Annotated in this window: 10 protein-coding genes; 6 read left to right on the forward strand and 4 right to left on the reverse strand. The window is 45.8% G+C overall.

Annotation, left to right across the window (positions count from 1 at the left end; all coding sequences use genetic code 11):
• Window positions 1-1,710 (forward strand): AAA family ATPase (locus NJ959_RS12590; protein WP_254012102.1); only part of this gene is annotated, 1,710 nt, incomplete at its 5' end.
• 314 nt (window positions 1,711-2,024) lie between these two features.
• On the opposite strand, the gene NJ959_RS12595 is transcribed toward NJ959_RS12590, so the two are convergent.
• From NJ959_RS12595 to hisD, 4 genes are all read right to left on the reverse strand, one after another.
• The gene (locus NJ959_RS12595; RefSeq protein ID WP_254012103.1) at window positions 2,025-2,381 is read right to left on the reverse strand and encodes a Panacea domain-containing protein; all 357 of its coding nucleotides are present in this window, start codon (window positions 2,379-2,381) and stop codon (window positions 2,025-2,027) included.
• A gap of 32 nt (window positions 2,382-2,413) precedes the next feature.
• A complete protein-coding gene (locus NJ959_RS12600) occupies window positions 2,414-3,214 on the reverse strand; it encodes a DUF2232 domain-containing protein (RefSeq protein WP_254012104.1) in 801 nt (266 codons plus the stop codon).
• Window positions 3,215-3,245: 31 nt separating this feature from the next.
• Window positions 3,246-3,671, reverse strand: a complete 426-nt coding sequence (locus NJ959_RS12605; RefSeq protein WP_254012105.1) for a universal stress protein — start codon at window positions 3,669-3,671, stop codon at window positions 3,246-3,248.
• Window positions 3,672-3,881: 210 nt separating this feature from the next.
• Window positions 3,882-5,189: a histidinol dehydrogenase gene (gene hisD, locus NJ959_RS12610; RefSeq protein WP_254012106.1), complete on the reverse strand. Its 1,308-nt coding sequence runs from the start codon at window positions 5,187-5,189 to the stop codon at window positions 3,882-3,884.
• Between the two features lie 206 nt (window positions 5,190-5,395).
• Here hisD and rpsT point away from each other — a divergent pair, with 206 nt between their 5' ends.
• The 5 genes from rpsT to NJ959_RS12635 all read left to right on the forward strand — a co-directional run bounded on the left by rpsT (window position 5,396) and on the right by NJ959_RS12635 (window position 17,001).
• Window positions 5,396-5,719, forward strand: a complete 324-nt coding sequence (gene rpsT, locus NJ959_RS12615; RefSeq protein ID WP_254012107.1) for a 30S ribosomal protein S20 — start codon at window positions 5,396-5,398, stop codon at window positions 5,717-5,719.
• A 144-nt stretch (window positions 5,720-5,863) separates the two neighbouring features.
• Window positions 5,864-6,700, forward strand: coding sequence for a TatD family hydrolase (locus tag NJ959_RS12620; protein ID WP_254012108.1), 837 nt, complete (start codon window positions 5,864-5,866; stop codon window positions 6,698-6,700).
• Between the two features lie 486 nt (window positions 6,701-7,186).
• Complete coding sequence (gene rpoB / locus NJ959_RS12625) at window positions 7,187-10,558, forward strand: DNA-directed RNA polymerase subunit beta (protein WP_254012109.1); 3,372 nt, start codon at window positions 7,187-7,189, stop codon at window positions 10,556-10,558.
• Window positions 10,559-10,790: 232 nt separating this feature from the next.
• A complete protein-coding gene (locus tag NJ959_RS12630; RefSeq protein ID WP_254012110.1) occupies window positions 10,791-12,668 on the forward strand; it encodes a DNA-directed RNA polymerase subunit gamma in 1,878 nt (625 codons plus the stop codon).
• 196 nt (window positions 12,669-12,864) lie between these two features.
• Complete coding sequence (locus NJ959_RS12635) at window positions 12,865-17,001, forward strand: DNA-directed RNA polymerase subunit beta' (protein ID WP_254012111.1); 4,137 nt, start codon at window positions 12,865-12,867, stop codon at window positions 16,999-17,001.
• Window positions 17,002-17,128: the final 127 nt, after the last annotated feature.

Here is a 17,128-nt window from a genome sequence, read left to right on the forward strand (position 1 = left end):
GGTGTCGCGTTCGGTGTCGCGTTCGGTGTCGCGTTGGTTTTAGGCGTTTTGCGGGTATATTTTTGGCTACCAGAATTGATTTGGGTGGCGATCCTATTTCGTGTCACTCCCCCAACTCAAGCTGCCTCTGTTCTCCGCCGTTTACCACCTTACTTCGACCAACTCATCTATCTCCCCCTACCATTTCTCGATGATTTTATCATCAATGCCTACGATACCAATCCTAGCGCCGCCCAAAACACTATCGACTATCTCATCACCTTCACCAACCAGCAAAAAGTTGCCCTCCGCGCCATGGGAGGGATTGCTATCAATACCCTCAGCCAATGCCGCTACGTCACCGATATTACTAGCACCGTTGACAATCTCAACTGGATACCCCGTAATTCCGAAGATTTCAGTCCCGCCTTACTCCGTCTCCTAGACATTGCAGCTAGCATTCGCGCCGCTTGCGATGGGACTACGCCCTACCGTAAAGTAGAACTCCTAGAACAGCCCATTACTGAACTAAGCAAACTACAGCGGAATTTAGCAACAGGTGAATTAGCCAAAGATGCCCCTTTATTTGGCAGCATTACCAACAAATGGTTACAGATTCTCCAAGATAGCCGCAAGACACTAGAAGAGGAAGCCGCCAACTCTCCGGAAATCCCCAACGTTTACCTAGCAGGTAACGCCCTCCTTCCTAATGATGCCAAAGAACGTTTCAAAGGTCGCCAAGATATTTTTCGGGCAATTGAAGACATTTCTCTATCTGCCCAACCGCCCGTATTTTTACTATACGGCAGAAGAAGATCTGGTAAAACCTCGGCACTAAACTACCTACCTGAAAAAGTGGGTGGTGATTTAATTCCCCTTTTTGTTGACGTACAGAACATAGCCAGTTTTACCAGCTATGAAAATATTGTAAATTCCCTAGTGGATCAGATCAAATCTAGCGCAGTCACTGCCCGCAATCTTATCCTTCCCAATGCCAATTCCGATGCTATCAGCAAGGACCCTTTTGCTGGACTTCAGCAGTGGATGATTCAGGTTGAAAATAAGATCGGCAATAAGCGCTTATTGCTTTGTCTAGATGAATTTGAACGGTTTGAAGAAGTTATTGAAACCACCAATAGCCACACTTTGCTAAATTTTCTGCGCCATGTAATGCAGCATCGCCATAAATGGATTTTACTCTTTAGCGGTTCTCACCGACTCAATGAACTCAAGCCCTATTGGAGTGATTGTTTAATCGGCACTCGCACACTACACCTCACCTACCTCCAAAAATCCGAAGCCCGCGAACTGATTCAGCAACCTGTTCCCAACTTTCGAGATATTTACGAACCCGATGCCGTAGATCAAATTTTATATTTTACCAACGGACAACCCTATCTAATCCAGCTTATCTGTTCCTCCATTGTCGATCATCTCAACCGAGATTTACGCCAAAGTAAAATTTTCCGCAAAGCAACAATTCAAGATGTACAAGATGTTGTCTCTCAAGTCTTTGAGCAAGGTCAAGGCTATTTTTTAGAATTCTGGCAATACCTGTCAGAGAGAGAGAAAATAATCTTAAGAAACTTAGCCCAACATGGCATAGTAGATTCTCCAGATAAGTTAATTATTAATAAACTAGTTCAAGCTGAAATCATCAGTCATAATAATGGAAATCTTGAGTTTCAGGTTCCGTTAATTAGGTCTTATATTGAAACACTGGTAGAATAATTTGAGTCGATCGCGGCATAGTTGCACTTATATTATTATTTAGAGAACAAAGTGATTTTGACACGGGCAGAATAATATTTTTTCATCGATTCTTGAGAAATAATGGTATGACAAGATTCATCTCTCGGCAGATTTCCTCTTGCTTCTAGCCACGGTGTCTCACTGCAAACCATTCTTTCTAAAGTTTCATCATCATACTCAAAATATGCCTCAGCAACCTCTTCTAGAAATTCCCAAATACGATTGGTAAGTTTCGGCTGTTCGATATTTTCCGCAAGTGGTTCCCAACTGAATTGGTTTGTATATCGCTCTAATCAAGCCGGAATAATAGGTCCGTGAACCCAGGCTTGAAAATCTGACTTAAAGAGCGGCGTTCCATAAATGCCCAAATGCCAAGCTTGAGCGTAATACAGAAGTTTTTGTAGCTTATAAGCATTTATTTCTACATTTGTTTGCGCTCCTAACCAAATAAAAAAATTGGCAATATCTCCATCGCTCAATATTTCTAGATTGCCTTGAACACCAACAACTTTAAGTTGACCATTGGCTATGTTTTCCAATAGCTTTGAAACAGACAAGTTAAATTGTTCAGCAATTTGTTCTAGTTTTTGCCAGACTGGAGAATTTACAGTTACTCGATCTTCAGTTTTTTTTGAAGGAGCTTGAGTCATGGCTGATATTTCTTAACAGTTTTCTTTAGATGTCACTCTTCATAATCCAACAAAACTTGCACCCACTCCGGTGGACGAGGAATCGGGTTACCCAACCTATCGAACATCAGTAAAGCAACAAGATGGACTACAAACAAATAAACAGCATTATTAAGAATAATAGTAATAACTGCGATCGCCTCAATCAAACCTAAACTCGGCTCAATCAGCAACCCTAGCTTAACAAACGCCCATTCCACCAATTGGGTAATTTGAGTCAGAATATAAACCCACAAATCTTCGTTCAACATCAGCGACAGTAGCCAAAACCGAAAAAACACTCCCAGCGTAGCCAGTAACGTGCCCAAGCTAATCGATAAAAGCCACCCAGCCTTCCGTCTCCATAACGCTCCCAACTGAACACCCATAAACCCAAAAGGGATCGTAAACAGAAGACTACGCGCTGGTCCTTGCAGCACCGACAGGAGCAACCCAGAAACCAACGCAGCCATCCAGGATGCCCTATTTCCCCAACGTAGGTAGACTAATGCAATTGGAATCGGAAAAAATATCCGCAGTACCGGACCGAGGGGAAAATAATAATTAATCAACCAAATTAAGCTCGCAGTACTGGCCAGAAAAGCCGTTTCCACCATCGCCAAAGGAGCCTTGGTGTAGGGAGATGTCATAGGTATTTTTCTCCCAGATACAACATTGATAGGTGGATTTGTCTCTTCCTCAATCCATTCAGAATCATCACTACTGCAATCAGTTTCTGACTTTAAAGGCTGGTTTTCATTATCTGGAGAAAGATCGGGACTAGACTGTTGGGCATCTTCACTTGGATCGCTCATGAAAATTTAGTAAAATCTTAACCTATCAAATTTAAAAAGATGGTTTAATAACCAGTACGGAACAGGGCGCATCAGTCACCACTTGACTGCTAACTGAGCCTTGTATAATTCGCTTGACACCCGTGAGTCCCCTACTACCGATTGCAATTAAATCAGCATGGTGAATATGAGCAAGGCGAACAATTTCCTCGGCTGGTTCACCATTAACGATTTCGATTTCGCTTTTACAGGGAAGATTAGCTTGGTAAGATTGGAGCTGTCTTTCAATTTCTTGATAAAGAATATCCTCAGAATTATGCGGTCGATCGACAGAGATTTCCTCTTCTGACTCTGCTGTGGGAATCACCTGACAAAGGATAATTTTGGTGGCTGGTTGTATTTGTAGACGATCCAGGGTTTGGATCACCTGTTGAGAAAGTTCTGAACTATCGAGAGCCACAATAATCGTCTTTAGCACCAAAATATCTCCTGTCCGTTTTCCGTTGTTAGTTATTCGTTGTTAGTTATTCGTTGTTCGTTGTTGTGGGACAGGCATCTTGCCTATCACAGCTAGTTATTCGTTCTAGTAAGACAGGCATCTTGCCTGTCACCGCTAGTTGTTCGTTGTTTCCCAAGCTAACAAACAACTAATCACAAACAACAAACAACAAACAACAAATCAACCCTGCTAATCATCAGGATATCCTTGAGTTCGGAATAGCACCGAGTCCCCATGAGATGGTAACCCTTCCGCTTCCGTCAGAATCTGGATTGCTCCTGCCACTTTGTTAAGCGCTGTATGCGAATACTGGATCAGACTAGAGTGCTTCATAAAAGTCTCCACACTCAGAGCAGAAGCGTATCGAGCAGCACCCGATGTCGGGAGGGTGTGATTGGGACCAGCCAGATAATCTCCCACCGCTTCAGGGGTTGATGTCCCCAGGAAAATCGCCCCAGCATGGCGGATTTTTTCCACTAAATCCCAAGGTTCAGCAATTTCCAACTCCAGGTGTTCGGGGGCAAACTCGTTGGAGAGTTCCGCTGCTGTCTCCAAGGAATCAACGATCGCAATTAAACCGTAATGAGCGATCGCTTTTTCGGTAAGTAAGCGTCGCGGATGATTGTGGAGTTGTCGTTCCACTTCTAGCTGTACTTTTTTCGCCAGTTGGGTATCAGTAGTTAAGAGAATTGCCGCCGCCATCGGATCGTGTTCTGCCTGGGCTAACATATCAGCCGCCACATATACTGGGTTGGCAGAGCTATCGGCAATAATCAACACCTCAGATGGTCCGGCTAGGGAGTCAATCCCAACAGAGCCGTAAATCAGTTTTTTAGCTAGGGTGACATAAATATTACCCGGTCCAGTAATCAGGTTAACTTTGGGAATAGTTTCAGTCCCATAAGCTAAAGCCGCAATCGCCTGAGCGCCACCGACACGATAAATTTCAGTAACGCCAGCTTCTTGGGCAGCCACAAGGACAGCCGGATTAATCTTTTTGTGGGGACCAGGTGGAGTAACCATGACAATCCGAGGGACTTTAGCCACCTTAGCGGGGATGGCATTCATTAACACGGTACTGGGATAGGATGCTCTCCCTCCCGGCACGTATAGCCCCGCCCTGTCTACGGGCGTGTAGCGCTTCCCTAGAACTACATCATCGTCCCCAAACTGTACCCATGATTTGGGGACGCGCTGTCGGTGAAATGCCTCAACTTGCCGCGCCGCTAACTGAATGGCATCAAGGAGTTCCTTAGATATTTGCTGGTAAGCTGCATCCAATTCTGAGCCACTCACGCGCAGTTGTTCGGGCGTTAAGATCTGGTTGTCGAATTCTTCGGTGTAGTGCAGGAGGGCTTTGTCTCCCTGGCGTTTTACAGCCTGTAAGACTTCCCGCACCGTTGCCTCTTTGTGAAGAATTTCCTCTTGGGAGGTGCGATCGCAGATCCGCCGCAGTTCAGTTGTTGCCTCAGCCTGCTGAGTAATTATTCGCAGCATGGAGTCGGTGTGCCTATCCTTAGGTATTACCCGTCACGAGACCGGGGTTTCAGGTGCCTCTGTTGAGAAAACCAGATCCACTCTCGGACTATCTTCTCTAGCTTAACCTGGATTTTTGTAGGCTCGCGATAGTTTTCAAATAGATGTTATAGTAGTTGTTCTGTTATTTTATAGTAATCGTTAACAATTTTTCCCAGAAGACTCCTGTGGCCAATAACAAATCTGCCGTCAAACGTGTCGAAATCGCCGAACGTAACCGAGTTCGGAACAAAGCCTATCGGTCTGCCGCGAAGACCTGGATCAAGAAATATATCGCAGCCGTAGACGCTTACTCCCGTCAACCCAGTTCTGAATCATTGCAGGAAGCGCAAAAAAGTATGGCCCAAGCCTACAGCAAAATTGATAAAGCGGTCAAGCGGGGCATCCTACATGCCAATAATGGCGCTCGTCAGAAGTCTCGTCTGTCCAAACGGCTTAAACAAGTTAATGCCCGAATTAATCAGTCATCGGAAAATGCAGCGGCTTCATAAAGGCTTCCTTAATCAAGCTGCTGATGAGTCCGCTTTAAAATACTCTGTTGTAGAGAGATCTACGCTAGAGTAGAGGAAAAGTACACCACAGTCGTAGGGGTGTGGTGGGAGTTATGGTTACATAGGAGAGCTGTAAGCGAACCGATGCAGTTGATAGACACTCACGTCCATATCAACTTTGATGTGTTCCAGTCAGATTTGGAGCAAGTAAGATCGCGCTGGCAAGAAGTCGGCGTGGTGAGGCTAGTCCATTCCTGTGTAGAACCCAAAGAATTTCCAGGAATTCAAGCATTAGCGGCTAGATTTCCTGAACTCTCGTTTGCGGTTGGGTTACATCCTCTGGATGCGAAAAAATGGACTCCCAATATGGCAGACGAGATTTTTTCCTTAGCCTCTTCTAACACCAAAGTAGTGGCGATAGGGGAAATGGGGTTGGATTTCTTCAAAGCCCAAAACCGGGAACACCAGAAAATGGTATTTGAAGCCCAATTAGCGATCGCAAAAAAGCTGGATTTGCCAGTTATTATCCACTGCCGTGATGCTGCCGAAGCAATGAGAGATATGTTGCAGGAATTTTGGCATCAATATGGATCAGTAAAAGGAGTAATGCACTGTTGGGCAGGGAATCCCCAAGAGACACAATGGTTTTTAGATTTGGGCTTTTACATCAGTTTTAGCGGCGTAGTCACCTTTAAAAACGCGATCGCCATTCAAGAATCAGCGAAAATGGTGCCAGAAGATCGCCTCCTAATCGAAACAGATTGCCCTTTCCTGGCACCTGTTCCCAAACGCGGCAAACGAAACGAACCCGCCTACGTTTACCATGTAGCCGAGTTCGTTGCCCGTCTGCGCAATGTTCCACTGGAAACCCTAGCCAAAGAAACAACCCAAAATGCCTGTCGGCTGTTTGGGTTTACCCTGCCAGATCCCTCAGAAGCAAACCAATCAGAAATAAGTCAGCTCCAGAAACATTTCAATTAATTACCATTCTCAGTAAAAAAGTTTTAATTCATTGAGGATATCTTACCTTGTCCTTTGAGCTAGTAGTCATTTACTCGTAAATCGTAACCAGACAGGAGGATTAATCAACAGTAGTCATTTTCTTAACAAACAATCCCAATTGCTGATATATGCTCCAATGGTTCAAAACAGAGCCGTCAGAAATACTCTTGCTCTCTTAATTTTATGTGATGGTATTGACCTGAATAGGGGAGAACTATTACCAGATCCGGACTCGTCCAGCTAGATGAAATATAGTGGCAATAGTCTGTTAGTAAAGCATAAAGCACCCTAGAGATAGAGGTGTTGCCTAAGTCCTACAGAAAAAAAACTGGCTGATAGCTGATATGCGTAAAGAGGAAAGAGAAAAGATGAAAAGTATCTAAAAACTGGTTCATCCTTCATCCTTCATAATTCATACTTCATACTTCACACTTCAGCTCGACTCACTCGTTAAAAAGGAAACAGATGACTAATCAGACAAGCACCGCCCCTAACTACATGTTGCCCGACCTAGTTGAAATTCAACGTTCCAGCTTCCGCTGGTTCCTAGAAGAAGGGCTAATCGAAGAACTTAACAGCTTTTCCCCCATCACCGACTACACAGGCAAACTAGAACTACACTTCCTCGGCAAAAACTACAAACTCAAACAACCCAAATACGATGTCGATGAAGCCAAACGGCGAGACAGCACCTACGCAGTCCAAATGTACGTCCCCACCCGCCTCATCAACAAAGAAACCGGAGAAATAAAAGAACAAGAAGTCTTCATCGGCGACTTACCCCTAATGACAGACAGAGGCACATTTATTATCAATGGAGCCGAACGAGTCATCGTCAACCAAATCGTCCGCAGCCCCGGTGTCTACTACAAATCAGAAATAGACAAAAACGGACGACGTACCTACTCCGCCTCCCTCATCCCCAACCGAGGAGCATGGTTAAAATTTGAAACGGATAAAAACGATTTAGTCTGGGTGAGAATCGATAAAACCCGGAAACTCTCAGCCCAAGTACTCTTGAAAGCCCTGGGACTTTCTGATAGCGAAATCCTCGACGCGCTGCGCCACCCAGATTATTATCAAAAAACTCTAGAAAAAGAGGGAAACCCCAGCGAAGAAGAAGCCTTAATGGAACTCTATCGCAAGCTCCGTCCTGGGGAACCTCCCACTGTCAGTGGCGGTCAACAACTTTTAGACTCCCGCTTCTTTGACCCAAAACGTTACGATCTCGGTCGGGTGGGTCGTTACAAAATTAACCGAAAACTGCGGTTAAATGTCCCCGACACCATGCGGGTACTAACATCCCAAGATATCCTTGCCGCCATCGACTACCTAATTAACCTAGAATTCGACATCGGACAAACCGACGACATCGACCACCTCGGGAACCGTCGGGTGCGGAGTGTAGGGGAACTACTACAAAATCAAGTCAGGGTAGGTTTAAACCGTTTGGAGAGAATCATTCGGGAACGGATGACTGTATCGGACTCCGAAACTTTAACCCCTGCTTCATTGGTTAACCCCAAACCTTTGGTGGCTGCTGTTAAAGAATTTTTTGGGTCATCTCAACTGTCTCAGTTTATGGACCAAACCAATCCTCTGGCAGAATTAACCCACAAACGGCGACTTTCTGCCCTAGGTCCTGGAGGATTAACCCGAGAAAGAGCAGGGTTTGCAGTGCGAGACATCCATCCCTCCCATTACGGACGAATCTGCCCCATCGAGACTCCAGAAGGACCAAACGCCGGACTAATTGGTTCTTTGGCCACCCACGCCCGCGTCAACTCCTATGGATTCATCGAAACCCCCTTCTATCCGGTAGCCAATGGGCGGGTTAACAAAAGCCAACCCCCCCTCTACATGACAGCCGACGAGGAAGACGACCTGCGGGTTGCCCCGGGGGATATTCCCATGGATGAAAATGGTTATATCTTGGGAGATGTGGTTCCAGTTCGCTATCGCCAAGACTTCACCACCACCACTCCAGACCAAGTAGACTATGTAGCGGTATCCCCCGTCCAAATTATTTCTGTTGCTACCTCTCTGATCCCCTTCCTCGAACACGACGATGCTAACCGTGCCCTGATGGGATCAAACATGCAGCGCCAAGCAGTCCCCCTTCTGCGACCAGAACGTCCACTAGTAGGGACAGGATTAGAAGCCCAAGCTGCAAGAGACTCTGGGATGGTAATTATCACAAGGTTTGATGGGGAAATCAGTTATGTAGACGCAACCAAAATTCGCGTTCGTTCTACAGTACCAGAACCAGAAGTCATAGAAGAAGATCTTTTAAATTCTGGCTCCTTCACTCCTAGCCCTCAGTCCCAAATCCCTGTGGAGGTTGAATATCAAATTCAAAAATATCAGCGGAGTAACCAAGATACTTGCCTTAACCAGCGCCCCCTAGTCTATATAGGAGATGAAGTAGTTGCTGGACAAATTATTGCTGATGGTTCCGCGACTGAGGGGGGTGAATTAGCATTAGGTCAAAATATTTTAGTCGCCTACATGCCATGGGAAGGATATAACTATGAGGATGCGATTCTGATTAGTGAAAGGTTGGTTTTCGATGATGTTTACACGAGTATTCACATCGAAAAATACGAGATTGAAGCCCGACAAACCAAACTAGGGCCAGAAGAAATCACCAGAGAAATTCCTAACGTTGGTGAAGATGCCCTCCGTCAACTAGATGAAAATGGCATTATCCGCATCGGCGCTTGGGTAGAGGCTGGAGATATTTTAGTGGGGAAAGTCACCCCCAAAGGTGAATCAGACCAACCTCCAGAAGAGAAACTCCTCCGCGCTATCTTCGGGGAAAAAGCCCGCGATGTCCGAGATAACTCCCTCCGCGTCCCCAACGGCGAAAAAGGACGGGTAGTGGATGTCCGCCTCTTCACCCGCGAACAAGGAGATGAACTCCCCCCAGGTGCGAACATGGTAGTCCGTGTCTATGTCGCCCAGAAGCGGAAAATTCAGGTGGGAGACAAAATGGCTGGCCGCCACGGGAATAAAGGGATTATTTCCCGGATATTACCTCCAGAAGATATGCCCTACCTCCCTGATGGCACACCTCTGGACATCGTACTCAATCCCCTAGGTGTACCTAGCCGGATGAACGTCGGTCAAGTTTTTGAATGCTTACTTGGTTGGGCAGGGGAAAACTTGGGACTGCGCTTTAAAATGATTCCCTTTGACGAAATGTACGGGAAAGAAGCCTCCCGCACAACCGTCCATGGCAAACTAGACCTCGCCCGCAATGAACCAGACAAAGAATGGGTATTTAACCCAGAACATCCTGGGAAAATCACTGTATTTGACGGGCGCACCGGGGAAGCTTTTGACCGCCCTATTACTGTGGGTATCGCCTACATGCTGAAACTAGTCCACTTGGTAGATGATAAGATTCACGCCCGTTCTACAGGTCCATACTCCCTCGTTACACAGCAACCTCTTGGTGGTAAAGCCCAGCAAGGTGGTCAGCGGTTCGGAGAAATGGAAGTCTGGGCACTGGAAGCTTTTGGTGCTGCTTATACACTCCAGGAATTGTTGACTGTCAAGTCTGATGATATGCAGGGACGGAATGAAGCTCTCAATGCCATTGTTAAAGGTAAGGCTATTCCTCGCCCTGGTACTCCTGAGTCTTTCAAGGTTTTAATGCGGGAACTTCAGTCTTTGGGGTTGGATATTGCTGTTCATAAGGTGGAAACCGCAGAAGATGGCAGTAGTCGTGATGTGGAAGTGGATTTAATGGCTGATGCGGCTAACCGTCGTACTCCTAGTCGTCCTACCTATGAATCTCTTCGGAGTGAGGAATTTGAAGAAGATGAGGTTTAGTTCTTGGTTATTTGTTGTTAGTTGTTGGTTTTTGGTTGTTAGTTGTTAGCGTTCGGCTCTAGAGTAGATTGTTGGAAAAACCAGCGATAAATGTAACAAGCAAGACATATATTATAGGTCAAACAATCGACAAGAAATTGCTCTAGAGCCAATCGTAAACAAATAACAAATAACAAACAACAAATAACAAACAACAAATAACAGACAACAAACAACAAACAACAAACAACAAATGAGACAGCAACAAGAAACTCGGTTTGATTACGTTAAAATCGGCATCGCTTCACCAGAGCGGATTCGGCAATGGGGAGAGCGAACACTGCCTAACAATCAAGTAGTAGGCGAAGTTACTAAACCAGAAACTATTAACTACCGGACGCTGAAACCCGAAATGGATGGGCTTTTCTGCGAACGGATTTTTGGTCCTGCGAAAGACTGGGAATGTCATTGTGGCAAATATAAGCGAGTTCGTCATCGCGGGATTGTTTGCGAACGCTGTGGTGTAGAAGTTACCGAATCACGAGTCCGCCGCCACCGGATGGGTTTTATCAAATTAGCGGCTCCGGTAGCTCATGTTTGGTATCTCAAAGGTATCCCCAGTTACCTGAGCATTCTGTTAGATATGCCGCTGCGGGATGTGGAGCAAATTGTCTATTTCAATGCCTACGTTGTTCTCAATCCCGGTAATGCGGGGAACTTGAATTATAAACAGCTTCTAACAGAAGATCAATGGTTGGAAATTGAGGAGCAAATCTATAGCGAAGATTCAGAACTTCATGATGTTGAAGTAGGGATTGGCGCAGAAGCATTGCAATGTTTATTGCAAAAGCTCGATTTGGATACAGAAGCCGAAAAACTGCGGGAAGAAATTGCCACAGCCAAGGGACAAAAAAGAGCAAAACTGATTAAGCGTCTGCGAGTTATTGATAACTTCATCGCCACAGGTTCTCAACCAGATTGGATGGTACTTACTGTAATCCCAGTGATTCCCCCTGATTTGCGTCCAATGGTGCAATTAGATGGCGGACGTTTTGCTACTTCGGATTTGAACGATCTCTATCGACGGGTGATTAATCGTAATAATCGATTGGCACGTCTCCAGGAAATTCTGGCTCCTGAAATTATTGTTCGGAACGAAAAGCGAATGCTACAGGAAGCCGTTGATGCCTTAATTGATAACGGCAGGCGGGGACGGACAGTGGTGGGTGCTAATAATCGTGCCCTTAAATCTTTATCCGATATTATTGAGGGAAAACAGGGACGATTCCGGCAAAATCTGCTAGGAAAACGGGTAGATTATTCTGGACGTTCAGTTATTGTAGTCGGACCAAAACTGAAAATCCATCAGTGCGGTTTGCCCCGTGAAATGGCAATTGAATTATTTCAACCATTTGTGATTCATCGACTGATTTCTCAAGGATTAGTTAATAATATCAAAGCTGCTAAAAAGCTGATTCAAAGAGGGGATGCAAATGTGTGGGATGTGTTAGAAGATGTGATTGCTGGACATCCAGTAATGCTGAACCGCGCCCCAACTTTGCACCGATTAGGGATTCAAGCTTTTGAGCCAATTTTGGTAGAAGGAAGGGCAATTCAACTTCATCCTTTAGTTTGTCCTGCCTTCAATGCTGACTTTGATGGTGACCAAATGGCGGTTCATGTGCCGTTATCTTTGGAATCCCAAGCTGAAGCCAGACTCCTGATGTTGGCATCTAATAATATTTTATCCCCAGCTACAGGTCGCCCCATTGTTGCACCATCTCAGGATATGGTTTTGGGTTGTTATTACTTAACCGCATATAACCCCAATGCTACTAAAGGCGCTGGTCATTATTTCGGCTCATTAGATGACGCTATCAGAGCTTACGATCAAAAGCAAGTAGAGTTACATGCCTTAGTCTGGGTGCGGTTTGATGGCTATATGGAGACAGAAAATTCAGAGGAAACACTTATTTCTAAGGAGACATCTAGTGACGGGACAGTGACAACAATATACAGCGATCGCCGAATCAGAGAAACGGCTGATGGGCGGTTAATTTCTCAATATATTTACACTACCCCTGGTCGGATGATTTACAACAAGGCGATTCAAGAAGCTTTGATGAGTTAGTTATTGGTTGTTTGTTATTGGTTATTGGTTGTTCAGCAGCCCCTTGTTCAGACCATTGCCAACGACAAACAACTAACAACAAACAACAAACAACAAACAACAACTAACAACAAAGAACTAACAACAAAGAACTAACAACTAACAACTAACAACAAACGACCAACAACAAACGACCAACAACTAACAACAAACGACAATGACAAAAGAAATGACTTTTTACAACCGGGTTGTCGATAAAGGTCAGCTCAAGAAGCTAATCGCTTGGGCTTTTACGAAGTATGGCAGTACTCGGAGCGCTCAGGTGGCTGACAAACTAAAGGAATTGGGATTCCGCTTTGCTACCAGAGCAGGGGTTTCTATTAGTATTGATGACTTATTAGTGCCACCAAAGAAAAAGCAAATGCTCGAAGATGCTGAAGAAGAAATTCGCTATACAGAAGCTCGTTACAGCAGAGGAGAAATTACTGAGGTAGAACGGTTCCAAAAAGTAATTGATACTTGGAATAGTACTTCTGAATCTCTGAAGGATGAAGTGGTGGTACATTTCAAATCCACAGATCCGCTCAATTCAGTCTATATGATGGCTTTTTCTGGGGCAAGAGGAAACTTGTCTCAAGTGCGCCAATTAGTAGGAATGCGGGGCTTGATGGCAGATCCTCAAGGGGAAATTATTGACTTACCAATTAAGACTAATTTCCGAGAAGGATTAACTGTAACTGAATATATTATTTCTAGTTACGGTGCCCGTAAAGGTTTAGTTGATACCGCCCTCCGTACCGCTGACTCGGGTTATCTTACCCGCCGTCTCGTGGATGTGGCTCAGGATGTCATTGTCCGCGAACATGATTGCGGCACAACGCGGGGAGTAACTGTCCGGGCGATGACAGATGGCGATCGCGTTTTGATTCCTTTAGCCGATAGATTATTAGGAAGAGTATTAGCCCAACAAGTACTTCACCCTAAGACAGGAGAAGTACTTGCTACTCGCAATCAAGATATTTCTAATGAATTAGCCAGAATAATTGGCAAAGCAAAAGTAGAACAAGTAGTAGTCCGTTCCCCCCTCACCTGTGAAGCCGCTCGTTCCGTCTGTCAGTGTTGCTATGGGTGGAGTCTAGCCCATGGGAAAATAGTAGATTTGGGTGAAGCAGTAGGAATTATTGCCGCTCAATCTATTGGCGAACCGGGTACTCAGCTTACCATGCGGACATTCCATACGGGGGGGGTTTTTACTGGGGAAGTAGCCCGGTTAATTCCATCTCCCTTTGCAGGCGTGGTGCGGTTTGGCAAAAAACTGCGGACGCGGGGTGTCCGAACCCGTCATGGGGATGAACGAGAGCAGGTGGAAGTGGCAGGAGATTTGATTGTTGAAACCAAAGAAAAAGGAGCAGAATCTCAGGTATTTCCTGTCACGCCGGGTTCTCTCCTCATGGTTGTTGATGGGCAAGAAGTTAAAGCTGGCCAGCTTTTAGCAGAAGTAGCTTTAGGTAAATCTCGCTTATCTACCGAAAAAGCAGCCAAAGACGTAACCAGTGGTTTAGCTGGGGAAGTTTTATTTGCTGATATGATTCCAGAAGAAAAAACTGACCGTCAGGGGAATACCACTCGGATTGCCCAACGGGGTGGTTTACTGTGGATTTTATCTGGGGAAGTCTATAACCTGCCACCAGGGGCGGAACCCGTGGTGAAAAATGGCGACAAAGTTCAGCCCGCTACTGTTTTAGCAGAAACCAAATTAGTCACCCTGAATGGTGGAGTAGTACGACTAACTCCAGGGCGGCGAGAAATTGATATTATCACCGCCTCAGTCTTACTGGACCAAGCTTCTGTCAGGATAGAAGGACATGGGGGACGGGAACAGTATGCAATTCACACCACAAATAATCAGCGCTTTTTGCTGAAAGCAACACCAGGAACAAAGGTGTTGAACAATCAAGTAGTGGCTGAATTAATTGACGATCGCTATCATACCCATACAGGAGGCATCCTCAAGTATGCTGGCGTGGAAGTCGCTAAACGGGGTAAAGCGAAGCAGGGTTATGAAGTCACCAAAGGAGGTACTCTCCTCTGGATTCCTGAAGAATGCCATGAGGTGAATAAAGATATTTCTCTGCTCTTGGTAGAGGATGGTCAATATGTAGAAGCTGGGGCGGAGGTAGTGAAGGATATCTTCTGTCAGTCAGCGGGGATTGTGGAAGTAGTCCAGAAAAATGACATTTTACGAGAAATTGCGATTAAGCCTGGGGAATTGCACCTCCTTGATGAACCGCCAGTAAACTTGCTCAATGAGGGGCAACTCCTCTACCCTGGTACAGAAGTTGTACCAGGATTAGTAGTAGATAAGCTCTTGTATGGGGAAATAGTAGAAACGCCGGAAGGGATGGCGGTATTACTGAGACCCACTATTGAGTTTCCCGTACCAGATCGCCCGGATGTCCCTTCTCAAGCTTCTATTAATAGTCGAGAGATTAAAAGTCCAGGTGAGATGGAACTTTCTGCCACCGCCGGGCCTGGTGAACTCGGACAACCGCGAGGAACCCATATCGAACTCCGGGCAATTCAGCGCTTACCTTACAAAGATGGGGAACGAGTCAAGTCAGTTGAGGGGGTTGAATTACTCCGGACTCAGTTAGTGCTAGAAATGACTCAGGAGGTTAGTAGCGACCATACAGGCAGCTCTCAACTTTCTGCTGATATTGAGTTAGTCCATGTACCTGCCGATGAGTTGGCTGCAACTGGGCAAGAGGTAGAGATTGATGAGGATGAAGAAAACCTCTCACCTGCGGTAGATGAGATGCGCTTGCAATTGGTGATCCTAGAATCTCTAGTGATTCGTCGGGAGAGTGTCGCAGATCCTTTGGGTGGTAGCACCACTACCCGCCTACTCGTGAACGATGGAGATGAGATTGAACCAGGTGCTGTAGTGGCGCGGACGGAAATTCAATGTAAGGATGCTGGTTTAGTCCGAGGGATTCGAGAAGGAGCAGAAGCGATTCGCCGCATTTTAGTCATGCGGGATGCGGATTTGGTTACTGTCCCAATTAGTGGTAAACCGAAGGTTAAGGTGGGAGATTTGGTGGTAGCTAGTGACCCCTTGTCTTCTAGCTCAGGTACTGAGGAAGAGGTGAAAAGCAATCATATTTCCAACCTCGCACCTGAATCTGGTCGGGTGTTAAGGGTAACTAATGACTCTGTTACCTTGCGCTTGGCACGCCCTTATCGGGTTTCCGCAGGTGCGGTGCTACAGATTGACGATGGCGATTTGGTTCAGCGGGGAGATAATTTGGTCTTGCTGGTTTTTGAACGGGCGAAAACTGGCGATATTATCCAGGGTTTGCCGAGGATTGAGGAACTACTGGAGGCGAGGAAACCCAAAGAGGCTTGTGTTTTGGCGAAACGCCCTGGTAACACTCAGGTGATTTATGAGGAAGATGAAACTGTTGATATTAAGGTGATTGATGCGGATGGCACGATTACTGATTACCCGGTGGGACCTGGGCAGAATGCGCTGGTTTCTGATAGTCAGCGGGTAGATGTGGGTCATGCCTTGACGGATGGTCCGGCTAATCCTCATGAGATTCTTGATGTTTTCTTCAATTACATGTTGGAGACTAAGGGAGTTTATGAGGCTGCTCTGGTTGGACTTTCTGAGGCGCAGCGGTTTTTGGTGAATGAGGTTCAGTCGGTGTATCAGTCTCAGGGGATTGATATTGCTGATAAGCATATTGAGGTGATTGTCCGGCAAATGACCTCGAAGGTGCGGGTGGATGATGGCGGCGATACTACTATGTTGCCTGGGGAGTTGGTGGAGTTGCGCCAAATTGAGACGGTGAATGAGGCGATGGCTATCACTGGTGGCGCACCTGCGAGATATACTCCGATGCTGTTGGGGATTACGAAGGCTTCTTTGAATACGGATAGCTTTATCTCGGCGGCGAGTTTCCAAGAAACTACTCGTGTTCTTACAGAAGCGGCGATTGAAGGGAAGTCTGATTGGCTCCGGGGGTTGAAGGAGAACGTGATTATCGGACGTTTGATTCCGGCTGGAACTGGCTATAATGCCTATGAGGAGCAGGCTCTAGTCCCGATAGATTCTGATTTAGATCGTAGCAGTGGGATTGGCTATGGCTATGGGGATAGTAATGATTTGGCTGATTTAGAGCCGGATGATCCTCTGGAAGTTGTGCTAGACGATCGGACTGCTCGTAGTTATAGTTTGGAGGAGACTACTGCTTTTGGTGGCAGCGATAACGATTTTCCTTCTGACTTAGATGATGATGATGACGGTGATTTTGATGATGACGGTGATGATTTTGATGATGAGGAGGAATAGTTATTGACGGGTGAGAGGTGAGAGGCTATTAATAGCCTCTCGCCTTTGGTCCTCTTTTCAAAGAAATATACAGCAGATTGCAGGTTTATGAAGTACGCCTCAGAAACCCGGTTTCTTTGAGAAACCG

The organism is Limnofasciculus baicalensis BBK-W-15, assembly GCF_024178385.1.
GTDB lineage: Bacteria > Cyanobacteriota > Cyanobacteriia > Cyanobacteriales > Coleofasciculaceae > Limnofasciculus > Limnofasciculus baicalensis.